Origin of the sequence: Cryobacterium inferilacus (assembly GCF_019599185.1) — a bacterium.
Classification (GTDB): Bacteria; Actinomycetota; Actinomycetes; order Actinomycetales; family Microbacteriaceae; genus Cryobacterium; species Cryobacterium inferilacus.
Genome location: NZ_JAIEUL010000009.1, coordinates 68000 through 89059 on the forward strand (window position 1 = coordinate 68000; position 21060 = coordinate 89059).

Sequence of the window (21060 nt, forward strand, 5' to 3'; positions counted from 1 at the left end):
GGCGCAGATCCTCCCTCGGGGTGGGTCTGCGCCGTTCGTGCGTGCGGGAGGTCGCACAGTGCCCTGGGAGCGTCTGAAGGAGACATCCGACGCATCCGTCTCTCGCGAGAACGCACAAAATGCCCCTTCAGCGCGGCTGAAGGGGCATTATGGCGCAACTCGTCGGAGCTGCAGGGGCGGGATCAGACGTTCAAACGCCAGTCGTCGGCGTCGGCGCTCTCGGAGTCGAGTTCCTCGTCGTCGAGCTCTTGGACGTCGATCGGGGTGGTGGGTGGGTCGATCACGGTGGCTTCGTCGCGGCGGTGACGGAGCACATCCTGCACGTACGACGTGACGGCCTCGGCCAGCGGGATGTCCCGGTTCGCGTTCTGGGCCATGTACCAGCGGTGGTCGAGCAGCTGGTGGAACACCTCTGCCGGTTCGAGCTTGCCCTTGAGGTCACCCGGGATGGCCCGCACAACGGGTTCGAAGACACGCATCAGCCACTCGTGGGCCATCATCTCCTCGTCGGCGTCCGGGTTGCCGTAGGCCACCCCGTATGAGTCGAGGTCGTTGAGCAGGCGGCGGGCCTGGTTCTCCTCGGCGTCCAGGCCGGTGAGGCGCAGTAGGCGGCGCTGGTGGTGACCGGCGTCCACGACCTTGGGCTGGATGCGCACCGTCGTGCCGTTCTCGTCGGTCTTGATGGCGAGTTCCTCGATGTCGAACCCGAGATTGTTGAGGCGTTCCACGCGCTCGGTGATCCGCCAACGCTCGCTGCTGGCGAAGGACTCCGAGCCGGTGAGCTCCTTCCAAAGCAGCCGGTAGGCCGCGACGATGCCGTTGCTCACGTTGATCGGGTCGAGCTCGTCGGCGACCCGGCCGCCGGCCTCGAGGTCCATCAGTTCGCCGGCGATGTTGACGCGGGCGATCTCGAGGTCATTCTCGCGTTGCCCGTTCGAGAGCCCGCCGGGGTAGAGCTGACCGGTCTCGGCGTCGACGAGGTAGGCGGCGAAGGCGCCGGCGTCACGGCGGAAGAGGGTGTTGGACAGCGACACGTCGCCCCAGAACAGTCCCACCATGTGCACGCGCACGAGCAGGAGGGCCAGCGCGTCCACGAGTCGGGTGGCGGTGTCCGGCCGCAGCGCCTGGGAGTACAGCGCCCGGTAGGGCAGGGAGAACTTGAGGTGCCGGGTCACCAGGACCGAGTTGAGCGGGTCACCGTCTTCGTCGGTGCGGTTGGTGATCACCGCGAGGGGCTCCACGCAGGGAACCTCGAGCCCCTGGAGGGTACGCAGCATCTCGTACTCGCGTTTGGCCATCTCACTGGTGGTCTCCTTGATGGCGACGACCCGACCGCTGAGGTGGGCGAAACGCACGAGGTGCCGGGAGAGTCCCTTAGGCAGCGACGCGATGTTCTCGTTCGGCCAGGCGTCCAGGGGAACGTTCCAGGGAAGATCGAGCAGGGCCGGGTCGGCCGTGGCGGAGGTGATGTTGAGGGAACCGCTCATGAGGAGCCTAACTTTGACGAAGGCCCGTCAGGGCCACAGCCGTCCCGGCCGGATTCGGCGCGGAAACGCATAAGACGGCGCCGACGGGCATCCGGGCGCCGATATGACAAACTCGACCGCCGAAAGTGCCGGCGGTCGAGTTTGTCGTGAGGGAACTTAGTCGGTGACGGCGCCGCCGAGACGGGCACCGGACTCCGCGTTGAACACGTGCAGGTGGTTCGGCGTGGTCGTCAGGTAGACGGTGTCGCCGGCCGACGGGTGCGAACGGCCATCGACGCGGGCGACGATGTCGGTGCGCTTGCCCTCGACGGTGGAGTGGCCGTACAGGTAACCGTCCGCGCCGAGCTCCTCGACCAGGTCGACCTCGACGGCGAGGCCCTCGCCCTGCGTGGTGGAGAGCTGGATGTCCTCGGGCCGGACACCGATGGTGACCTTGGGGCCGTTGGCTCCGGCCATCGTCTCGCGGGAGACGGGGACCGTGGCGGTACCGAACTTGACGCCACCGTCGACGGCGTCGGCCAGGAACAGGTTCATGGCCGGGCTGCCGATGAAGCCGGCAACGAAGACGTTGTTCGGCTTGGCGTACAGGTCGCGCGGGGTGCCGACCTGCTGCAAGACGCCATCCTTGAGGACCGCGATACGGTCACCCATGGTGAGCGCCTCGGTCTGGTCGTGGGTGACGTAGACGGTGGTGACGCCCAGGCGACGCTGCAACGACGCGATCTGGGTGCGGGTCTGCACGCGCAGCTTGGCGTCGAGGTTCGACAGCGGCTCGTCCATGAGGAACACCTGGGGCTGACGCACGATGGCGCGACCCATTGCGACGCGCTGACGCTGGCCACCGGAGAGTGCCTTCGGCTTGCGGCTGAGGTAGGGCTCGAGGTCGAGCAGCTTGGCGGCTTCCAGCACGCGGGCGGCGCGCTCGTCCTTGTTGACGCCGGCGATCTTGAGCGCGAAGCCCATGTTCTCTGCGACGGTCATGTGCGGGTACAGCGCGTAGTTCTGGAAGACCATGGCGATGTCACGGTCCTTCGGGGGAACGTCGGTGACGTTGCGCTCACCGATGAAGATGTCGCCGTCGTTGACCTCTTCGAGGCCGGCGAGCATGCGGAGCGACGTGGACTTACCACAGCCGGACGGGCCGACCAGGACGAGGAATTCACCGTCGGCGACCGAGAGGTCGAGGTGGTCGACTGCCGGGCGGGTGGAGCCCGGGTACAGGCGTGTGGCCTTGTCAAAGGTTACTGAAGCCATTATTTCGTTATTCTCCTTCACCGGCAGGTACGTGCCGGACGATCCGTTGTGATGGGATTTACGTCTCCAGCCGGTGCAGCACCGGCGCAAGACGTACCCAGTATGGCACGTCGCCGGTGCGGAGTCGCTGAATCGGGGTCGAGCTCGGTCGCAGATGGCGCTGTGCCTGCGGTGAGGCGGCGGTGCACCGGTTGGTCATTTCCCAGACTCGGGTCCTACTATTTGGAGTGCTGGCGCGCAATTTGCGCGAGCAAATCCCCTCGACTCGGAGCGATCATCCATGACAACTGGCGGCCCAGGCGACTCTCGTCCCGCGAAGACCACCCGAGACGCCGCACGCACGAAGGCCGCGAAGCTTCGGGTTCAGCAAAAGAAGCGTGACCGCCGCAATCGGTTTCTGTTGCAGGGGGGCATCGGGGTTGTCGCCGTCGCCGTCATCACCGCCATCGTCCTGATCATCGTCAACTCCGTGCAGCCGGCCGGTCCTGGCCCGAAGAACATGGCCAGCGACGGCATTCTGCTCGGACCCGGGCTTGCCGCAGTCACCACGCCCGCCCTGCAGCCCGATGACGACCTGGTGCCGTCCCTTCCGGATGCGTCGGGTGCCGTTGCCGACATCCGCGTGTACCTCGACTACCTCTGCCCGTTCTGCGGAACCTTCGAGAAGAACAACAGTGACCAGATCTCGCAGTGGGTCGAGGCAGGGGCCGCGACGTTGGAGATTCACCCGATTTCGATTCTGACCAGCAAGTCGGCCGGCACGCAGTACTCGCTGCGGGCCGCGAATGCGGCGGCATGTGTGGCGAACTGGTCACCAGATGATTTCTTCGCGGTCAACGCGGCGCTGTTCGCCGACCAGCCCGTCGAGGGCACGGTGGGGCTCAGCGATGAGGAGCTCAAGGCCCTCGTGCGGGATGCCGGAGTGTCCACCGGGCTCTCCTCGATCGAGGAGTGCATCGACGAGACCACCTACCGGTCCTGGGTCAAGGCGGCGACCGACCGGGCTCTCAGCGGCCCCATCCCGAACTCGACGCTCGAGGCGATCACCGGCACGCCGACCGTGCTGGTGAACGGGAAGCAGTACGTGGGAGCGCTCGACGACCCGAAGGAATTCGCCGCTTTCGTCCTCCAGGCGGCGAGCGAAACCTACTCCACCGCGGACCCGGCACCCGCCGGCTAGCCGGATTGTCGCGCCGAGGTCGAAGGATCGCGACGGGTCTGCGTCGCGAGTGGGTGCCAGGGTGATTTAGGATGAATGCTCGAGGCTGCTCGTTCGGTCTCATGCCGGCCTGGCGCAATTGGTAGCGCACCACTCTTGTAAAGTGGGGGTTACGGGTTCAAGTCCCGTGGCCGGCCCTCTCCCGTCGATTCCGTGTGAGCACGCCGCGGTTGTCATCAAGGCCCGTGAGGTTCACCGTCAGGCCCGCTCGGTCTACACTGACCGCGTGCCGGCCAGCCGTCGCGCCGGCGGAATCGAGAACCTCATGTTCACTCTGCACATCGAGCACACCATCGGCGACTACGACCAGTGGAAGCGCATGTTCGATTCCGATCCTCTCAACCGGCGGGCCGCGGGTGTCGCCGCGTTCAGAGTCCTGCGCACTGTGGCTGATCCGAACGCGGTGTGGATCGACCTGGATTTTGAGGCCCGCGCGGACGCCGAGGCGATGAAGACCGCTCTCGAGCGGATGTGGGCGGGACCCGCAGCCGCCATGGTCCACGGCCCCACCGCGAGACTGAGCGAGAACGTCGAGACGATCACGCTCTAGCCGTCGGCGGCTCCTGGCCCGGCTGTCGCCGACCCGTCGCATCCGGCAGTCGGCCGGTCAGCACGTGGGCCGTGACGACGGCCACGATAACCAGGGGCATCACCGCGGTGGCGTCGCTGGCGAGGAGCACCGTGGCCAACAACACGCTGGTCAGCGGCAGGCGCAGCATCGACACGCACATGGCGCCGATTCCCACGCCCACGGCTGGAACCAGCTCGAGACCGGGAAGGTTCGAGGCGGCGACACCCACAGCGGCTCCGAGGAACATGGCGGGGAAAACCGGCCCGCCGCGGAAGGCGCCCAATGACAAGCCGTAGGCCAGGGACTTGCACGCGACGAGCAACAGGATGGCTCCGAGAGGCCAGGCCGCGCCCGCGGTGAGAAGGGCGGGCAGAGCCGCCTGGCCCGAGAAGAGCACCTGGGCGGTGTCCTCACCGGTGACCATCGCGAAGCCGATTGCCAGCCCGGCGATGAGCGCTCCGAGCGCCGGTGTAACCAGCACCCGGTGCGCGTGCACCAGGGGGCGCACCAGGCGGGCCACCGCGGTGATGCCCCAGGCCAGGAGCGGGCAGGCAAGCCCCAGTACCAGCGCCCAGCCGAACATCGCGAGGGTGGGGGTCGTGAACGCCGGCAGATCCGGAATGGCCAGCGAGAACGTGCCCAGCCCGGTCCACGAATCCAGCCCGACGAACACCAGGGAGCCGATCCCCGACGCCAGCAGGCCCGGGAGCAGCCCGATTCCGAGCATCGCCCCGGCAAGACCGGATGCCTCCATCAACAGGAACGCGCCCAACAGGGGAGAGCCGAGCAGGGTGCTGACGGCGGCAAAGCTCCCGGCCGAGGCGATCACGGTCACCGCCGTGGGCGGGGAGTCCTTCTTGATCAGGCGGATCGTCAGGGCGGCCAACCCGCCTCCCAGGGCGATGAGCGGGGCCTCGGGGCCGAGGACCGCGCCGAGGGCCAGCGTGGCGAGTGCGGCCAGTGCCACCCCGGGCAGCTCGGCGGCTGTCGGGACGCCGCCGGCTGTGAAACCCTGCGACGGTGAATGCCCACCGGTTCCTGGCAGCTGCCGAATGGATAGGGCGACCAGCAGCCCGGACAGGGTAAGCAGCGGCAGCGGCCACCAGAGCGGCACTGCGTCGAAGCCCAGCATGCCGGGCAGCTCGGTGAACAGGTAGGCCTGCAGCCAGTCGACCAGTGCCAGGAAGCCGTACGCCACGGCTGACACCGGGACGCCGATGAGGCCGGCCAACAGCAGAATGCGCAGGTATCCCCGCGAGCGGATAATGCTGAGGGGGTCGGGGGTGGCTGTGCCGGGCGCCGACGGGTCGGGGTGCGCCTGCATGTCTCGGTCCTCTCCGGCTTGCGGGCGGGGGATGTGCAGCCCACGCTGGCCCGGGGCCGCCCGCGCCGCAAGGCCGAAAGGCCCGACCCGACACCGATCAGTCGACTACCATGGCTTTTGTGGTTACAGACAACAAAACGCCCCCGACTCCCGTCCGCTCCGAATTCGACAAGATGGTGGCGGGGGAGTGGTACCGGTACCGCAATGGGCCGGAGCTCGCCGACCTGACCACGAGTACACAGCGCACCTGTCGGCAGATCACGGCCCTCTACGACGACGACCGCGCCGCGGCGCACGCCCTCTTCCAGCGCCTGCTCGGCACGGTCGGTGACGGCGTCGACTTCCGGCCGCCGATGTACCTGGACTACGGCTCCCGACTGCATGTGGGCGCGAACACGTTCATCAATGCCGACTTCCTCACCCTCGGCGGTGGGGAGATCACCATCGGCGCCAATGTGTTGGTGGGGCCCAGCGCCCGCCTGTACACCCCGACTCACGCTATCGACCCGGACGAACGGCGGGCCGGATATGAGCGGGTATCGCCGATCGTCATCGAGGATGACGTCTGGCTGGGCGGCAACGTGGTGGTCTGCCCCGGCGTGACCATCGGTGCCGGCAGCATCATCGGCGCCGGCTCTGTCGTCACCAAGGACATTCCGGCCGGGGTCATCGCCGCCGGCAATCCGGCCAGGGTGGTTCGCGCGATCGGACCGGAGGACCGGGGGATCATGGGCTAGGCCTGCCTCGATGGCGGGCCTATTCTGGCTGCATGAACGCCGCCGCCCAGGTACTCGCGGTTCTGCAGGGGTTGACTCTGATCGGGGTCGGCACGCTGGAGGCCTTCTTCTACAAGAATCCGCGCTTCTACGGAATGTTCCTGATCAAACCGGATGAGATGAAGGCCGTTCGGTTGTGGGTGGTCAACGTGGGCGTCGAGAACATCCTCGTCGGTCTGGCCTGCATCCTGGGCGTCATCCTGCTGCCCATCGAGGAGACTGTGGGTCGCACCCTGATTTTCGCGGTGTGCGCATTGCACATCGTCATGGGGCCGGTGCTCGTGATCACCGACCGGCGGTTGTGGAAGAGCGGAATCGCGGAGGCTGGGCTGCCGATCCTGGTGATCGTGGTCGCGCTGGCGTACTGACCGGCCCAACTGTTGCCCGAACGGACAAATGCGCCCGGCGTACCGGGCGCATTTGTCCGCAGCGGGAACAGTTGCAGCGGGACTACTCGCCGGGGGTGAAGTTGAGCGAGATCGAGTTCATGCAGTACCGGTCGCCCGTTGGCGTGCCGAAACCGTCATCGAACACGTGACCCAGGTGCGACCCGCAGGCAGCGCAGCGCACCTCGGTGCGCAGGACGCCGAGCGAACGGTCCTCGAGGAGCTCAACGGCCTCTGGGCGCACCGACTCGTAGAAGCTGGGCCAGCCGCAACCGGAATCGAACTTGGTGCCGCTCTTGAATAGCTCGGCGTTGCAGGCGCCACAGGTGTACACACCCGCCCGGCCCTCATCGAGGAGTTCACCGGTCCAGGCTCTTTCCGTGGCTGCTCCACGCAGCACTGCGTACTGCTCTGCGGAAAGCTCGGCCTTCCATTCGGCGTCAGACTTGGTGACCTCGTAGTCCATGGTGCGTCCTTTCGATCCTTCGTGTGCGGCAGGCGACTGCCTCCAGCCTAAACTCGCCCGGTGCCACGGACATTCCCGGGTGGCGGGCACTGTCAGGCGATTCTCACTCCCCGGCGCACGAATGCCGTCGTCGCGACAGGCTGCGCCGGTCAGCGAAAACCCAGTGCCCGGCAAATAGGATGACGCGTATGGCGACGAGCGGGCACGATACGAGCGAGGGCGACGACGTCGCCGCTCGGTCGCTCACCCCGCGCGACGAGGCCGTGCTCGCCTTCGAACGGCGCTGGTGGTCGCACCCCGGCGCCAAGGAACAGGCAATTCGGTCCGAGTTCGGTCTTTCGGCCGCCCGCTACTATCAACTGTTGGGTGCCCTGCTCGACTCCCCCCTCGCCCTCGCCCACGATCCCATGCTGGTCAAACGACTGCAGCGGATGCGTGACGCCAGGGCCCTGGCCCGGTCGCACCGGGCCATCCGCCCCATCGAGTAACCAACGAGGATCGAACCAGACTGACAATGCCCACTTCGTACCCGAAAGACCGCTTCGACGACCTCCCGCACCACCTCGACAGAGTGGGGGCACACCGGGCTCCCACGAAGAAGGGCCGGCGGTGGGTGGCGCTCTGGTGGGCGCTCGGTGCGACGGCCGTGCTCGTCACGATCGGTGCGATCGGGCTGTCGGTACTGAACAACCGGCTCGACTTCACCATTCCGGGCATCCCGGCGGTTACCGACGAGGTGGCACCCACCGAAGAAGCGGTGCCGACGGCCGAACCCACCACTGACCCCAGTGCGAGTGTCACGGTGCTCAACGGCACCCCGGGTGCCGGCGTTGCCGCCGCCGTCGGGGAACTGCTCACCGGCGCAGGCTGGTCCGTGGCCGCGACCAGCAACGCGGACACCGAGGACGTCGCGACGACCACGGTGTACTACGCGGATGCCGCCCAGGAGGGCGCTGCCCGGGGTGTGGCGGCGTTGCTGCCCGGCTCGGACGTTCTCCTCTCGGATGTCTTCGCGAGCTCAGGAGCCACCCTGACCGTCGTGGTGGGCAGCGACTACGTGGCACCGGTGGGCTAACCGGCGGTTTCTTACCGGGATCCAAGCTCCCAGTCAACCCCCTATGGGAATTCGCAATGGTCACTAGCATCTGCAGTGGTCGCTCATTTTCTGTGTGAGCGCTCTCCAGCGGAGGGCGCGCCATTGCGGACGGTGGACGCAGCTACTGCGCCAGGCCCGGTAACACCAACGGGTGAGTGCCGAACTACAACACTGCATTAGGGGAGTTTCACATGGCGAACGGAACCGTCAAATGGTTCAACGCTGAAAAGGGTTTCGGCTTCATCACTGTTGATGGAGGTGGGCAGGACGTCTTCGTCCACTATTCCGCCATCGACATGCACGGCTACAAGGTTCTTGAAGAAGGCCAGCACGTCATCTTCGAACTCGGTACCGGAGCCAAGGGCCCCCAGGCCGAGTCGGTCCGCCCGGCCTAACCACGCGTCGATCACACCCGCATCACCAGGCGGCTGTCAGGTCGCACACTGAATCATCACGCCACCACCGTGACCGCCGCGCAGCGATGCCGGGTGGTCACGGTGTGTGGCGTGATTCGTTTGTTCCTCGTTCGTCGACCAGGGCCCTCCCATTCATGTCAGCACGACCATGACCCCGTGGCGGATGGCCGGAGTGCCGGCGGTCGTCATCACGATGCTCATCGGGATGACGGGCTGCGCGCTGGCGCCACCCGATCCGGTTCCCTCACCGACGACGGCCGTGGCGCCGCTCCGGGGCACACCGCTGTCCCCGGCGGATGCGTGCCGCCCGGCACTCGCCGTGAAGATCGACAATCATCCGGCCGCCCGCCCGCAGGTGGGTCTGGAACGCGCCGACCTGGTCTTCGAGGAGTTGGTCGAGGGCGGCCTGACCCGGTACGCCGGGGTGTGGCACGCCGAGGTGCCGGATACGGTCGGCCCGGTCCGTTCCATCCGCCCGATGGACCCGGACATCCTCAGCTCCCTCGGCGGCATCGTCGCCTATTCCGGCGGTCAACCCCGGTTCGTGGCGGCCATGGAGGAGACGGGGATGCTCAACCTGGTCTTCGACCGGGGAGACACCGATCTGTTCGCCCGGTCCGAGCTGCGCCCGTCGCCGCACAACGTCTTCCTGGGCGCGGCGGATGCCGTCGAGCAGCACGCTGACCTGGCGCCCCCTGACCCGCAATTCCGTTACGCCCGCAGCGCGGCCGATGCCACCCCGGTCGGCGCAGGGACGCCGACGGCCGCAATCACGCTGAGATTCTCGCCGACAGAGGAGCGCGAGTGGAGCTGGGATCCCGACACCCGCTCGTACCTGCGCGGGCAGAACGGTGCCACCGACCTGGACAGCACCGGCTCGGCCCTCGGCGCCACCAACGTTGTGGTGCTCAGAGTGGGGGTGGACCGCACCACTGACGTGCCCCGCACCCGGATCACCGGATCGGGGGAGGCCTGGGTGTCGGTGGGTGGCGCGACGGTGCCGGCCACGTGGCGGAAAGCGGGACCAGACGCGCCCATCCGCCTGGAGGATGCGGTGGGGAACGAGGTCATGCTGGCACCGGGGAACACCTGGATCGAATTGGTCCCGGCCGATGACGGCGGTGTGGAGCTCACGCCCTGACCGGGCCGGTCGGTGCCGCCGAGCCCCGCCCGTTCACTTGCACTCTCGACCCCAGAGTGCCAGAATCGGTTTAGCACTCTGCTGTTCGGAGTGCTAACCCATCATCGTTTTGGTAACGTCCGGGAGGGACGAGAAACACATATGGCAAAGATCATTGCTTTCAATGAAGAGGCCCGTCGCGGCCTTGAGCGCGGCCTCAACATCCTCGCTGACACGGTCAAGGTGACCCTCGGCCCGCGCGGACGCAACGTCGTGCTGGAGAAGAAGTGGGGCGCCCCCACGATCACCAATGACGGCGTGTCCATCGCCAAGGAGATCGAGCTCGACGACCCGTACGAGAAGATCGGTGCGGAGCTCGTCAAGGAGGTCGCTAAGAAGACCGACGACGTCGCCGGCGACGGAACCACCACCGCCACCGTCCTCGCTCAGGCCCTGGTTCGCGAAGGACTGCGCAACGTCGCAGCCGGCGCCGACCCGATCAGCCTCAAGCGCGGCATCGAGAAGGCCACCGCTGCGGTCATCGCCGAGCTCATCTCCAGCGCCAAGGAGATCGAGACCAAGGAAGAGATCGCGGCCACGGCCTCCATCTCCGCCGGAGACGCCGAGATCGGCGCCATCATCGCCGAGGCCATCGACAAGGTCGGCAAGGAAGGCGTTGTCACCGTCGAGGAGTCGAACACCTTCGGCACCGAGCTCGAGCTCACCGAGGGCATGCGTTTCGACAAGGGCTTCCTGTCGGCATACTTCGTCACCGACCCCGACCGTCAGGAAGCGGTCTTCGAAGACCCCTACATCCTGATCGTCAACTCCAAGGTCTCCAACATCAAGGACCTGCTGCCGATCGTTGACAAGGTCATCCAGAGCGGCAAGCAGCTGCTCATCATCGCCGAGGACGTCGACGGCGAGGCCCTGGCCACGCTCGTTGTGAACAAGATCCGCGGCATCTTCAAGTCGGTTGCCGTCAAGGCCCCCGGCTTCGGTGACCGTCGCAAGGCGCAGCTGCAGGACATCGCCATCCTCACCGGTGGCCAGGTCATCTCCGAGGAGGTCGGCCTCAAGCTCGAGAACGTCACCCTCGACCTGCTCGGTAACGCCCGCAAGGTCGTCATCACCAAGGACGAGACCACCATCGTCGAGGGTGCCGGCGACGCCGACGCCATCGCCGGTCGTGTGCAGCAGATCCGCAACGAGATCGAGAACACCGACTCCGACTACGACCGTGAGAAGCTCCAGGAGCGTCTCGCCAAGCTCGCCGGTGGAGTTGCCGTCATCAAGGCCGGCGCCGCGACGGAGGTTGAGCTCAAGGAGCGCAAGCACCGCATCGAGGACGCCGTTCGCAACGCGAAGGCAGCCGTCGAAGAGGGCATCGTCGCCGGTGGTGGCGTCGCCCTCATCCAGGCCGGCAAGACCGCTTTCGAGGGCGAGGCCATCACGAGCCTCGTCGGCGACGAGGCAACGGGCGCGAACATCGTGCGCGTCGCCATCGACGCTCCGCTCAAGCAGATCGCGCTCAACGCCGGTCTGGAGCCGGGCGTTGTGGCCGACAAGGTGCGCAACCTGCCCGTCGGATTCGGCCTCAACGCCGCGACCGGTGAGTACGTCGACATGATCGCTGCCGGCATCAACGACCCGGTGAAGGTCACCCGCTCTGCGCTGCTCAACGCAGCGTCGATCGCCGGACTGTTCCTCACCACCGAGGCCGTCGTCGCCGACAAGCCCGAGAAGAACCCGGCTCCGGCCGGCGACCCCTCGGGTGGCATGGACTTCTAAGTCCGGCCGCACCAGTCACCAGTACTGACGCAATGTGGGCGTCCCCTTCGGGGGGCGCCCACATTCGTGCGTGCGGCGCTGGTCGACCACAGCGAGTGCTACCGTGCGGTATGGGGCACCGGGGGACACACCAGGCATCAGGCACGCTCGTCACGACAGCACTGTTGGTGTTGTTACTGACCGGATGCGGAAGCGCGCCGACCGAGAACCCGACCAGCGCGCCCGGCGGGACCTCTCCGAGCGAGACCCCGACCGCGCCGGACGCCAGCGCGACGCCGACACCCGCAGCGACGCCGGCGGACGCTGCGACCGAGCCGTCTTCCAGGTTGGGCCTGGACTGCGCCGTGCTCGTGCCGGAGGATCTCGCCGCCGAGACAGTGATCGCCGGTCTCGTGGCGCTGCCGGCTGCCGCGCTCGCGTTCGGCATGAACCCGCTCAGCTTCGCGGTCGAGCAGCTCGGTGGCACGGCCTGCGCGGCCACCGCCCCCACTGCGGTGGAGCCGGTCGACGGCGTCGGGCCGATCGTCCCCGGCTACACGGTGCAGGTGCTCCCCGACGCCACCGAGCAGTACGCCCGCTACGCCGAGCTCTATCCAGGCGTCACCAGCGGTGCAGAGTCGGTCTTCGGCGATTCCTCCAGCGGGGCGTGCTTCGGCCGCGGCGCCGAGTCGATGTGCACGAATAGCATCCTGGTCGGCAGCACCTGGATCGAGGTGACCCTGCGCGGCATCGACGTGGATGCCGCGCAGAGCGATGATGCTGTGGCCGCCCGGGTGGCGCCGCTGCTCGAGTCCATTGTCGCCACGGTGGCGGCCGCGCCCGCGCCGGCGCCACTCTGGACAGCCCCGGCCGACGCCGTGGCGCTGCCGGAAGAGTGTGCGGTCTATGCCTCCGCCGACGAGGCCAGGTCGGCCTTCGAGCGCACAGAGGAGTTGTGGGTCGGGCCGTCCGGTGGCGGCGGTTGGAGCCTCGCCGCCGGCGCGTGGGTCATGAGCGGCGCCCAGCGCTGCTCCTGGCTGCTGGACAACTCCGATGTCGCCGTCCTCGGCGTGGAGGCGCTGCCGGGCGGGGCCTGGGCGTACGACACGATGACCGGCCTGGTCGCGGCGTCCGATCAGACGGAGTCGACAGACGAGACGATCCCGGGGGTCGAGCGGGCATCCTTCGGCTGCGTCGGCTCCACAGTCTCATGCCACCTCGACACGGTGATCGGTGGCAACTGGGTGCGGTTCAGCACGGATTCGTCGGCGGCCGACCCGGACACTCTGCGCGACCGGTTGGGTCGGATCGCCGAGGCGGCCGCCGCCCGGCTGGTGGGCTGAACCAGCCCGCTCACCGCCGGTCAGGGCCGGCGCCCCGCGACGACTACCGGGCGAACAGCCTGGCGTTGGCCTGCTCCACCTCTGCGTACTGCGCACCGGCCTGGCCGAGGGCCTGATTGAGGGCATCCGCGCTCTGCTCCACGTGCTGCTGCGTGGTGCGCCAAGCCGAGACGGCGGCCTGGAACTGAGCCGATGCCTGCCCGGTCCACGACCCCTCCAGCCCGGTGAGCTGGCCCAGCAACCCGGCCACCTCGGCCTGGATCCGGCCCATGGTGGCCCGCGCGGCTCCGGTCGTGCTGATCAGGGCATCACTGTCTACCTGGAATTGGGTCATCGATCTCTCCGTTCGCTCTGTGGCGCCCGGTCGGACGCTCGCCAGCGACGCTACGGCGGCAACCGGCCGGTGAAGCCGGGCGGGGACCACCGGGGGAGAAGCGGGCCGCACCCCGCCTGGGGAGGACGGGCGGCGGATCAGGGCAGAGCGGACGGTGGCAGGGCCTGCGGTGCCGCGGTGGAGTCGGCGAGCGGGAACCAGACCCGGAAGGTGGCGCCGCCGCCGGGGGTCTCCAGGACCTCGACCGACCCGTTGTGGCTGGCCACGATCGACGCCACGATGGCCAGACCGAGGCCGCTGCCGCCGGTCTCGCGTGCTCGTGAGGTGTCGGCCCGCCAGAAGCGCTGGAAGATCTTGTCGCGAATCTGCGGCGGGATTCCCTCACCGTGGTCGATCACAGAGATCGAGGCGCGCTCGTTGCGGCGGTCCACGGCCACCTCGAGCTGCACCGGGCTGTCGGCGGGGCTGAACCGCAGAGCGTTGCCCATCAGGTTGGTGATGACCTGGCGGACCTTGTTCTCCTCGGCCATGATCACGGCCTGCAACGCCGGCGGCGCGGGCTGCGGCTCGGTGACGTCGACGCCGATCTGGCTCGTCGCATCCGTGCGCTTGGGGCGGCGGGTGCGCAGGCGTGCCAGGGTTGCGCCGGCGAACGAGACCGAGCCCGTGGTGGACCCGGACTGGTCCGGCTTGGTCGCGGATGGCCTGGCGGCCGCCTTGGCGGCGGCCGCAACGGCCCTGGCCGTTGGCGGAGCGGCCGGCGCCGGCGTTTGGGCGGCCGGTCCCGGAACTTCGCCGGTGGAATTGGCGAGATCGATCGACGGCTCGGGGGAGGTGTCCTCGAACTCCGTCGGCTGGCTGGTGAGCACGGTGACGCGGCGGCCGGGCGACGAGGCCATGGCATCGAGGGCGGCGTCCTTGGCTAGGGGCAGCAGATCTACCCGGGTCAGGACGAGCGGCTTGGTCTCGTCCAGCCGGGCCAATTCGAGCAGGTCCTCGACGAGGCCCCCCATCCGGATGGCTTCCTTCTCGATGCGCTGCATGGCCTGAGCGACCTCGTCGGGGGTCTGCAGGGCACCCATCCGGTAGAGCTCGGCATAGCCGCGCACGGAGACGAGAGGGGTGCGCAATTCGTGGCTGGCGTCACCGACGAACCGGCGCATCTGGTCGATCGTGCGGGCACGGTCCTTGAACGCCCGGTCGATCCGGCTGAGCATGGTGTTGAGTGATCGGTTGAGCCGGCCGACCTCGGTGTTGGGGGTGGCGCCGCCCAACCGCTGGCTGAAGTCGCCTTCGGCGATGGCCGCCGCCGTGCGTTCGACCTCGCGCAGCGGAGCGAACGTGGTGGTGACGAGCAGCCGGGTGAGCATGGCGCCCACGACGACGACGCCCACGCCGAAGCCGAAAAAGATGCTGAGGTAGGTGTTGACGGTGTTCTGGGCCGGCTCCATCGACACGGCCATCAGCAGCGTGCCGTAGGTGCCGGTGGAGTTGATCACGAACGGCACCGCGACGGCGTGGAACTCGATGTCCCCATCGGCGTTGGTCAGCTTTTGTACCCTGCCGTCCAGACTGTACACGCTGTGCAGGTCCAGCGGAATCGTGACCACGGGCAGGGTGCTACGGGAGCGGTCCTCCCAGGTGCGGGCTTTGAGTACACCGTTCTGGTCGTAGGCCGCGACGAAGTAGTCAGAGTCCACACCGATGCGGCCGTCTTCCACCGCGTTGAGGTAGGTCAGTCCGTTGGTCTGAGCCTCGGTTATCAGGCCCGCATCAACCTGCTGCACCACATAGTTGCGCAGGATGACCATGGTTCCGACACCGGAAACGAGCAGGCCGAGCGTGAGCATCAGCACGGTCACACCGGTGATTTTGGAGCGGAGCGAAACCCGGCTCCATCGGTCCATCAGGGCCACATGCATGCTTCCAGTCTAGGAACTGAACCTGAGCGTCTAGACCTTGGCTGCCTTGAGCATGTACCCGAAGCCGCGCTTGGTCTGGATCAGCGGTTCGCTGGAGTGCATATCGACCTTGCGACGCAGGTAGGAGATGTAGGACTCCACGATGCCCGCGTCGCCGTTGAAGTCGTACTCCCAGACGTGATCGAGGATCTGCGCCTTGGACAGCACCCGGTTGGGGTTGAGCATCAGGTAACGCAGCAGCTTGAACTCGGTGGGGCTGAGTTCGATGGGCTGGTCGCCGACGAGGACCTCGTGGGTGTCCTGGTCCATGGTCAACTCGCCGGCGCGGATGACCGCGTCCTCATCGGCGTGCATGGTGCGGCGCAGGATCGCCTTGATCCGGGCGACGATCTCGTCGAGGCTGAACGGCTTGGTGACGTAGTCGTCGCCGCCGACGGTGAGGCCGGTGATCTTGTCCTCGGTGTCGTCCTTCGCGGTGAGGAAGAGGATCGGGGCGGTGTAGCCGGCCGACCGGAGGCGCTTGGTGACGCCGAAGCCGTTCATGTCGGGCAGCATGACGTCGAGGATGATGAGGTCTGGCTCTTCCTCGAGCACGGCGGAGATCGCCTGTGCACCGTTGCCGACCGCACGCACGGCGAAACCGGCGAAGCGGAGGCTGGTGGTGAGAAGATCCCGGATGTTGGGTTCGTCGTCAACGATAAGGATGCGGGGGCCGTCAGTCATGCAACCAGTATCTGCGCGTTAGCTGGAGCTTTTCTGTGAGTGCGCGGTACGTGAGAAACCAGATCCTCTTCGCCGGCGGGCCTTCCGTCAAGCACGACTTGCCCATACGGTGGCGCACAAGACGGCCGCGTGACGCGGCATCGCCGATGGGGTGAGGGGCAATGGATGGTCGGGCAATCGTGAACGAGTCCACCGACACGTCCGGTGACCCCGCCGCGGATGCCCTGGTCATCGCCGGGGCCGGGCTCGCCGGGGCTCGGGCGGCCGAGGCCGTGCGGGCGGGCGGCTACGCGGGGCGGCTGGTGCTGATCGGGCAGGAGGCCGCAGCCCCGTACATCCGCCCGCCGTTGTCGAAGGAGTACCTCGCCGGCCGCGCCGACCGCGACTCGGTGGACGTGCATCCGATCGGCTGGTACTCCGAACATGGGATCGAGCGCATCGGCGGGCACCGGGCCGCGGTGCTCGACCGCGCCGGCCACCGGGTGACCCTCGACGACGGGCGCACCCTGCGGTACTCGAGGCTGCTGCTGGCCACCGGCGCGTCGCCGAGACCGTTCCCCGGCCCCGGCGCGAGCCTGCCAGGGGTGCACTATCTGCGCACGGTCGAGGATTCGGAGCGACTGCGTGCCCGCCTCGCCGAGGGCGGTCGCCGGGTGGTGATCATCGGCAGCGGTTGGATCGGCCTGGAGGTCGCGGCGACGGCGAAAGGCTACGGGAACGATGTGATTCTGCTCGGTCGCGGTGCCGTGCCGTTGCAGCGGGTTCTCGGCGCGGAGGTGGGCGGTGTCTTCGAGCGGTTGCACCGCGACCACGGTGTGCACGTGGGTAACAACACCGAGGTGGTGGAGCTGGAGGGGGAGACCCGCAGCGGCGGTACCCGGGTGACCGGGGTGCGGCTCTCCGATCGCACCCTGGTGCGCGCCGACCTCGTCGTGGTCGGTCTCGGCTCCACTCCGAACACCCAGCTGGCCCTGGGCTCCGGCCTGGCGGTAGATGACGGCATCGCGGTCTCGGCCACGTTCGCGACGGGCGACCCCGATGTGTTCGCGGTCGGTGACGTGGCCAACGTCTACCACCCGCGGCTCGGCCACCGGCTGCGGGTGGAGCACTGGGCGAACGCCGACGCCGCCGGGGCCGCCGCCGGGCGGGCGATGCTGGGGGACACGACGGAGTATGACGCCATTCCGTACTTCTACACCGACCAATTCGACCTGAGCATGGAGTACTCCGGGTTCGGCGACCTCGCCGTCGACGCGCAGGTCGTGTTTCGGGGAGATCGGCTCGGCCGGGAATTCCTGGTGTTCTGGCTCGCCGCTGGGCAGGTCGTCGCCGGCATGAACGTGAACGTCTGGGATGTGAACGCGACCGTGCAGCGCCTCATCCGGTCGGGCGTCAGAGTGGACCCGCGGCGGCTGGCAGATGAGAGCATTGCTGTGGAGGACCTGCTCACATCACCTCAGGGGTAGGCCGCCGCACCGCCCGTCGCCGTCGGCGTGACCCAGCACAAGGAGCCAGATGCCCAGTTCGACCGCCGCCGGGATCCACCTGCCCCGGCTGGATGTGCCGGTGCGCCGGATCGGCGGGCGCGACTTCGACTTCGCCCGTGAGGTGGCCGTGATGGCGGTGATCAACCGCACGCCGGACTCGTTCTACGACCGGGGCGCCACCTTCGCCCTGGACTCGGCGGTCGCCGCCGCCCACCGGGCCGTGGCCGACGGTGCCGACTGGGTCGACATCGGCGGGGCCAAGTTCGCCCCTGGCCCCGCGGTGCCCGTGGCCGAGGAGATCGACCGGGTCGTGCCCGTGGTCGCCGCCCTGCAGGGCTCAGGAGCGGTCATCTCGGTGGACACCTTCGACCCCGACGTGGCGAGGGCCAGCATCCTCGCCGGCGCCCACGTCATCAACGACACCACCGGGGTGCACGACCCGCGGATGGCCGAGGTCGTCGCCGACAGTGACGCCACCCTGGTCATCACCCACAGCCTCGCCCGGCCGCGCACCCCGTACCCGGCACCGCGGTACGACGACGTCGTGGGTGAGGTCGTCGCGTTCCTCACGGCCAGGGTGGAGCGTGCGCTGCGCCACGGGGTGCCGGCCGACCGGCTCATCGTCGACCCTGGCCACGACCTCAACAAGAACACCCTGCACTCCCTCGAGCTCACCCGGCGTCTCGGCGAGATCAGCACACTGGGTCTGCCGACCCTGGTGGCGGTGTCGAACAAGGACTTCATCGGCGAGACCCTCGACCGGGACCGCGACAGGCGCGTCGAGGGCACCCTCGCCGCCGCCGTCTTCTGCATCCTGCAGGGTGCCCGCATCGTGCGGGTGCACAACGTGACGGCCGCCGTCGACGCCGTGCGCATGACCGAGGCCATCCTGGGCTGGCGCGAGCCGGCGTACCTGCGCCATAACCTGGCCTGATGACCACCCAGACCCTGGAACCTTCCGAGGTGCTCCGCCGGTACCTGATCGACGAGCGGGCCACCCCGCACCTGCGGGTGAACTTCGTCAGCAGCCTCGACGGCGCCGCCACACACGACGGGCTCAGCGGCGGGCTCGGCGACGCCGCCGACCGGCTGGTCTTCGATACCCTGCGGATGCTCACCGACGTGATTCTGGTGGGTGCGGGTACCGTGCGCGCAGAAGGGTACGGCGGCATCCGGTTCACCGAGGAGGCCGTGGCCTGGCGCCTCGCCCACGGGTTGCCGGAGCACCCGCCGGTGGCGATCGTGTCCGGACGGCTCGACCTCGACCCTGCGCACCCGGTGTTCACCCGCGCGGCCACGCGGCCCCTCGTGGTCACGCACGCCCAGGCGCCGGCCGAGCGACGGGCGGCGCTCGCCGCGGTGGCCGACGTGCTGGTCTGCGGGGAGGCAGCCGTGGACCACGGGAGTCTGGCGCGCACCCTCACCGAGCGCGGCTACCCACAGGTGCTCTGCGAAGGCGGCCCGAGCCTGTTCGGTGCGCTGCTGGCCGCCGACACGGTGGACGAGCTCTGCCTGACCCTGGCCCCGCTGCTGGAGTCCGGCCAGGCGCCCCGGATCGCCGTCGCACCGGAGGGGTCATCACGTCGGATGCGACTGGTGCACGCCCTCCCCGCGGGTGACACCCTTCTCCTGCGCTACCTGCGGGGCCGCGAGTCGTGACTTAAGCCCGAAAAGTCGGCGAATCTGGGGGTCCTTCTCCCGGTTTGCGGGCGGGCGTCTATGTCGGTGGTAGCTGAGATGATCTCAGTATGAGTAGCCCAGACCAGGCACCACCGCCAGTTCCGGATGATGACGACTACTCTCCGGAACCCGTCCCACCCGGATCCACCCCCGCCCCCGACCACCCGCCCGGGCCCGATCGAGCCGATCCCGACTGGGTGCGCACGGAGCTGGTGCGGCGCACCGGGTTGATCGCGGCCGAGCACCGCGCCATCGCCCAAGCCCAGGCCCGACGGGCCGAACGGCTGGTGGAACTGCAGCTCTGGAGCGAGGAGCCGCAGGTGGCGAGCCGCCTGCAGGGCAGCCCGGAGAGCGTCCGGCTGGCCGACCGGGACGCCGCCACCCTCACCGAGGATCAGGCGCGGGCCATAGCGTTCGGCCGGTGGGAGGACCGGGAGGTGGCCCGGCGCACGATCGTGAGTGAGACGGCGTGCCTGCTGCGGTTATCCGAACGCACCGTGGAACGGCTGCTGGACGAGTCGCTCTGGCTGTACTCCACCACTGGCACTTTCGAAGCGTTGGCGGCGGGTGAGATCAGCTACCCGCACGCCAAGGCGTTGATCGATCAGCTGCGCACCCTGCCCGAGGAGGACCAGGCCGCGTTCGAAGAGGCGGTGTTGCCGCACGCGAAGACCCTGCCGGTGGGCCGGTTCACCAACCGGGCCCACCGGCTGCGGGAAAGACAGCACCCGGAGTCGATCGTGGCCCGCACCAAGAACGCCCTCGCCGACCGGCACACCCGCTGGGAACCGGCCGCCGACGGCATGGGCTGGTTGCACTGGTACGGCACCGCACACGACACCAGATCCGCGTTCGACCGCATCGACAGCACCGCGAAAGCTCTGCAGCAGCACGGCGACACCGGCGCGGGAACGGGCACGGCAACGGGCTCGGCGGCAGAGCGGGCGGAGGCCGAGCAGCAGCGCAAGCGTGGTCTCGCTCAGCTTCGGGCGGACATCACCCGGGCCCTGCTGCTCGACGGTGTCACCCCCGACGGTCTCGGCGCGGGCATCCGCGGCACCGTGATGATCACGGTGCCGGTCCTCACCCTGCTCGGCCAGAGCGACGAACCCGCCACCCTCGAGGGGTACGGGCCGATCTCCCCCGAGACCGCCCGGGACATCGCCGCCGGCGCGCCCAGCTTCACCCGGCTGCTCACGCATCCGGAGACCGGGGTGGTGCTCTCCCTGGGCAAGACCCAGTACAAGAACACCAAGGCCATGAAGAAATGGTTGCGGATGCGGGATGAGACCTGCCGGTTCCCCGGCTGCAACCGGCCGGCGGTGAAGTCAGATGTGGATCACACCGACGACTGGGCCACCGGCGGAACCACCGACTGCGACAACCTCGCCCATCTCTGTGAGCCCCACCACCGGCTCAAACACCTCTCCCAGTGGCAGGTCGTTCAGGAACCGGGCGGTGTGCTGCTCTGGACCTCACCGGGCAAGCGCAGCTACCGCACCGACCCGGCCAACCCGGTCGCACCACCCCGACCCAAGCCCCCGGTCGTCACCCCCAAAACGCGCAAGCGACCGGCAACGGCGAGCTACCTGATGCCCGAACACCAGCCCACACGTCGCCCGTCACCGCCGGTGCCCAAGAACCCGCCGTTCTAGGCGGTCACTCCTCGGCCTTTGTCGGGGGTGT

The 21060-nt window shown here is 68.3% G+C and carries 22 protein-coding genes and 1 tRNA gene; 15 read left to right on the plus strand and 8 right to left on the minus strand.

The features are described from left to right. Window positions 1-182: 182 nt before the first annotated feature. Window positions 183-1487, minus strand: a complete 1305-nt coding sequence (locus tag K2F54_RS09820; RefSeq protein ID WP_220605688.1) for a DUF4032 domain-containing protein — start codon at window positions 1485-1487, stop codon at window positions 183-185. 156 nt (window positions 1488-1643) lie between these two features. Then, on the minus strand, window positions 1644-2741 hold the full coding sequence (locus K2F54_RS09825) for an ABC transporter ATP-binding protein (RefSeq protein WP_220605689.1): 1098 nt from the start codon (window positions 2739-2741) through the stop codon (window positions 1644-1646). 280 nt (window positions 2742-3021) lie between these two features. Between K2F54_RS09825 and K2F54_RS09830 the strand changes: the two genes are divergently transcribed. From K2F54_RS09830 to K2F54_RS09840, 3 genes are all read left to right on the plus strand, one after another. Beyond that, window positions 3022-3921 (plus strand): DsbA family protein, encoded by a 900-nt coding sequence (locus tag K2F54_RS09830; RefSeq protein WP_220605690.1) that lies wholly within the window; start codon window positions 3022-3024, stop codon window positions 3919-3921. Between the two features lie 103 nt (window positions 3922-4024). Continuing rightward, a tRNA-Thr gene (locus K2F54_RS09835) sits at window positions 4025-4097 on the plus strand. An 89-nt stretch (window positions 4098-4186) separates the two neighbouring features. Then, window positions 4187-4510: a hypothetical protein gene (locus K2F54_RS09840; protein WP_220605691.1), complete on the plus strand. Its 324-nt coding sequence runs from the start codon at window positions 4187-4189 to the stop codon at window positions 4508-4510. Here the strand turns inward: K2F54_RS09840 and K2F54_RS09845 are convergent. After that, the gene (locus K2F54_RS09845; RefSeq protein WP_220605692.1) at window positions 4500-5855 is read right to left on the minus strand and encodes a chloride channel protein; all 1356 of its coding nucleotides are present in this window, start codon (window positions 5853-5855) and stop codon (window positions 4500-4502) included. The genes K2F54_RS09840 and K2F54_RS09845 overlap by 11 nt on opposite strands. A gap of 110 nt (window positions 5856-5965) precedes the next feature. Between K2F54_RS09845 and K2F54_RS09850 the strand changes: the two genes are divergently transcribed. Next, window positions 5966-6592: a sugar O-acetyltransferase gene (locus tag K2F54_RS09850; protein WP_220605693.1), complete on the plus strand. Its 627-nt coding sequence runs from the start codon at window positions 5966-5968 to the stop codon at window positions 6590-6592. Between the two features lie 32 nt (window positions 6593-6624). Beyond that, window positions 6625-6999 (plus strand): DUF1304 family protein, encoded by a 375-nt coding sequence (locus K2F54_RS09855; RefSeq protein ID WP_220605694.1) that lies wholly within the window; start codon window positions 6625-6627, stop codon window positions 6997-6999. Window positions 7000-7081: 82 nt separating this feature from the next. On the opposite strand, the gene msrB is transcribed toward K2F54_RS09855, so the two are convergent. Then, the gene (gene msrB, locus K2F54_RS09860; protein WP_220605695.1) at window positions 7082-7483 is read right to left on the minus strand and encodes a peptide-methionine (R)-S-oxide reductase MsrB; all 402 of its coding nucleotides are present in this window, start codon (window positions 7481-7483) and stop codon (window positions 7082-7084) included. Between the two features lie 188 nt (window positions 7484-7671). On the opposite strand from msrB, the gene K2F54_RS09865 reads away from it, so the two are divergent. The 3 genes from K2F54_RS09865 to K2F54_RS09875 all read left to right on the plus strand — a co-directional run bounded on the left by K2F54_RS09865 (window position 7672) and on the right by K2F54_RS09875 (window position 8974). After that, entirely contained in the window at window positions 7672-7971 is a 300-nt protein-coding gene (locus K2F54_RS09865; RefSeq protein ID WP_255576945.1) for a DUF3263 domain-containing protein, read from the plus strand. Window positions 7972-7997: 26 nt separating this feature from the next. Continuing rightward, on the plus strand, window positions 7998-8558 hold the full coding sequence (locus tag K2F54_RS09870) for a LytR C-terminal domain-containing protein (RefSeq protein WP_220605697.1): 561 nt from the start codon (window positions 7998-8000) through the stop codon (window positions 8556-8558). A gap of 212 nt (window positions 8559-8770) precedes the next feature. Beyond that, window positions 8771-8974, plus strand: a complete 204-nt coding sequence (locus K2F54_RS09875; protein ID WP_088457037.1) for a cold-shock protein — start codon at window positions 8771-8773, stop codon at window positions 8972-8974. 153 nt (window positions 8975-9127) lie between these two features. Here the strand turns inward: K2F54_RS09875 and K2F54_RS19560 are convergent, their stop codons facing one another. Continuing rightward, window positions 9128-9274 carry a hypothetical protein gene (locus K2F54_RS19560; RefSeq protein ID WP_220605698.1) on the minus strand — a complete coding sequence of 49 codons (147 nt, stop codon included), beginning with the start codon at window positions 9272-9274 and terminating at the stop codon, window positions 9128-9130. On the opposite strand from K2F54_RS19560, the gene K2F54_RS09885 reads away from it, so the two are divergent. The 3 genes from K2F54_RS09885 to K2F54_RS09895 all read left to right on the plus strand — a co-directional run bounded on the left by K2F54_RS09885 (window position 9255) and on the right by K2F54_RS09895 (window position 13228). Beyond that, the gene (locus tag K2F54_RS09885) at window positions 9255-10136 is read left to right on the plus strand and encodes a DUF3048 domain-containing protein (RefSeq protein ID WP_308287608.1); all 882 of its coding nucleotides are present in this window, start codon (window positions 9255-9257) and stop codon (window positions 10134-10136) included. The two genes, K2F54_RS19560 and K2F54_RS09885, sit on opposite strands and share 20 nt — an antisense overlap. Before the next feature lie 141 nt (window positions 10137-10277). Beyond that, a complete protein-coding gene (gene groL / locus K2F54_RS09890) occupies window positions 10278-11906 on the plus strand; it encodes a chaperonin GroEL (protein WP_220605700.1) in 1629 nt (542 codons plus the stop codon). Window positions 11907-12073: 167 nt separating this feature from the next. Continuing rightward, complete coding sequence (locus tag K2F54_RS09895; protein WP_220605701.1) at window positions 12074-13228, plus strand: hypothetical protein; 1155 nt, start codon at window positions 12074-12076, stop codon at window positions 13226-13228. Window positions 13229-13271: 43 nt separating this feature from the next. Here the strand turns inward: K2F54_RS09895 and K2F54_RS09900 are convergent, their stop codons facing one another. The 3 genes from K2F54_RS09900 to K2F54_RS09910 all read right to left on the minus strand — a co-directional run bounded on the left by K2F54_RS09900 (window position 13272) and on the right by K2F54_RS09910 (window position 16207). Next, window positions 13272-13562, minus strand: a complete 291-nt coding sequence (locus K2F54_RS09900) for a WXG100 family type VII secretion target (RefSeq protein WP_220605702.1) — start codon at window positions 13560-13562, stop codon at window positions 13272-13274. A 137-nt stretch (window positions 13563-13699) separates the two neighbouring features. Next, window positions 13700-15484: a sensor histidine kinase gene (locus K2F54_RS09905; RefSeq protein ID WP_220605703.1), complete on the minus strand. Its 1785-nt coding sequence runs from the start codon at window positions 15482-15484 to the stop codon at window positions 13700-13702. Between the two features lie 30 nt (window positions 15485-15514). Further along, window positions 15515-16207: a response regulator transcription factor gene (locus K2F54_RS09910; RefSeq protein WP_110128143.1), complete on the minus strand. Its 693-nt coding sequence runs from the start codon at window positions 16205-16207 to the stop codon at window positions 15515-15517. A gap of 161 nt (window positions 16208-16368) precedes the next feature. On the opposite strand from K2F54_RS09910, the gene K2F54_RS09915 reads away from it, so the two are divergent. From K2F54_RS09915 to K2F54_RS09930, 4 genes are all read left to right on the plus strand, one after another. Beyond that, the gene (locus tag K2F54_RS09915) at window positions 16369-17673 is read left to right on the plus strand and encodes an NAD(P)/FAD-dependent oxidoreductase (protein ID WP_220605704.1); all 1305 of its coding nucleotides are present in this window, start codon (window positions 16369-16371) and stop codon (window positions 17671-17673) included. A 49-nt stretch (window positions 17674-17722) separates the two neighbouring features. Beyond that, window positions 17723-18628 (plus strand): dihydropteroate synthase, encoded by a 906-nt coding sequence (gene folP / locus K2F54_RS09920; protein ID WP_220605705.1) that lies wholly within the window; start codon window positions 17723-17725, stop codon window positions 18626-18628. Next, a complete protein-coding gene (locus K2F54_RS09925; protein WP_220605706.1) occupies window positions 18628-19353 on the plus strand; it encodes a pyrimidine reductase family protein in 726 nt (241 codons plus the stop codon). The genes folP and K2F54_RS09925 overlap by 1 nt, the downstream gene beginning before the upstream one ends. 89 nt (window positions 19354-19442) lie before the next feature. Further along, window positions 19443-21029: an HNH endonuclease signature motif containing protein gene (locus tag K2F54_RS09930; protein ID WP_220605707.1), complete on the plus strand. Its 1587-nt coding sequence runs from the start codon at window positions 19443-19445 to the stop codon at window positions 21027-21029. The last annotated feature ends 31 nt before the right edge of the window (window positions 21030-21060 follow it).

Bases quoted from the DNA above. Each gene is read 5' to 3' on its own strand.
- K2F54_RS09820 (WP_220605688.1), bottom strand. From the start codon at position 1,487: ATGAGCGGTTCCCTCAACATCACCTCCGCCACGGCCGACCCGGCCCTG.
- K2F54_RS09825 (WP_220605689.1), bottom strand. From the start codon at position 2,741: ATGGCTTCAGTAACCTTTGACAAGGCCACACGCCTGTACCCGGGCTCC.
- K2F54_RS09830 (WP_220605690.1), top strand. From the start codon at position 3,022: ATGACAACTGGCGGCCCAGGCGACTCTCGTCCCGCGAAGACCACCCGA.
- K2F54_RS09845 (WP_220605692.1), bottom strand. From the start codon at position 5,855: ATGCAGGCGCACCCCGACCCGTCGGCGCCCGGCACAGCCACCCCCGAC.
- K2F54_RS09850 (WP_220605693.1), top strand. From the start codon at position 5,966: ATGGCTTTTGTGGTTACAGACAACAAAACGCCCCCGACTCCCGTCCGC.
- K2F54_RS09855 (WP_220605694.1), top strand. From the start codon at position 6,625: ATGAACGCCGCCGCCCAGGTACTCGCGGTTCTGCAGGGGTTGACTCTG.
- msrB (WP_220605695.1), bottom strand. From the start codon at position 7,483: ATGGACTACGAGGTCACCAAGTCTGACGCCGAATGGAAGGCCGAGCTT.
- K2F54_RS09865 (WP_255576945.1), top strand. From the start codon at position 7,672: ATGGCGACGAGCGGGCACGATACGAGCGAGGGCGACGACGTCGCCGCT.
- K2F54_RS09870 (WP_220605697.1), top strand. From the start codon at position 7,998: ATGCCCACTTCGTACCCGAAAGACCGCTTCGACGACCTCCCGCACCAC.
- K2F54_RS09875 (WP_088457037.1), top strand. From the start codon at position 8,771: ATGGCGAACGGAACCGTCAAATGGTTCAACGCTGAAAAGGGTTTCGGC.
- groL (WP_220605700.1), top strand. From the start codon at position 10,278: ATGGCAAAGATCATTGCTTTCAATGAAGAGGCCCGTCGCGGCCTTGAG.
- K2F54_RS09900 (WP_220605702.1), bottom strand. From the start codon at position 13,562: ATGACCCAATTCCAGGTAGACAGTGATGCCCTGATCAGCACGACCGGA.
- K2F54_RS09905 (WP_220605703.1), bottom strand. From the start codon at position 15,484: ATGCATGTGGCCCTGATGGACCGATGGAGCCGGGTTTCGCTCCGCTCC.
- K2F54_RS09910 (WP_110128143.1), bottom strand. From the start codon at position 16,207: ATGACTGACGGCCCCCGCATCCTTATCGTTGACGACGAACCCAACATC.
- K2F54_RS09915 (WP_220605704.1), top strand. From the start codon at position 16,369: ATGGATGGTCGGGCAATCGTGAACGAGTCCACCGACACGTCCGGTGAC.
- folP (WP_220605705.1), top strand. From the start codon at position 17,723: ATGCCCAGTTCGACCGCCGCCGGGATCCACCTGCCCCGGCTGGATGTG.
- K2F54_RS09925 (WP_220605706.1), top strand. From the start codon at position 18,628: ATGACCACCCAGACCCTGGAACCTTCCGAGGTGCTCCGCCGGTACCTG.
- K2F54_RS09930 (WP_220605707.1), top strand. From the start codon at position 19,443: ATGAGTAGCCCAGACCAGGCACCACCGCCAGTTCCGGATGATGACGAC.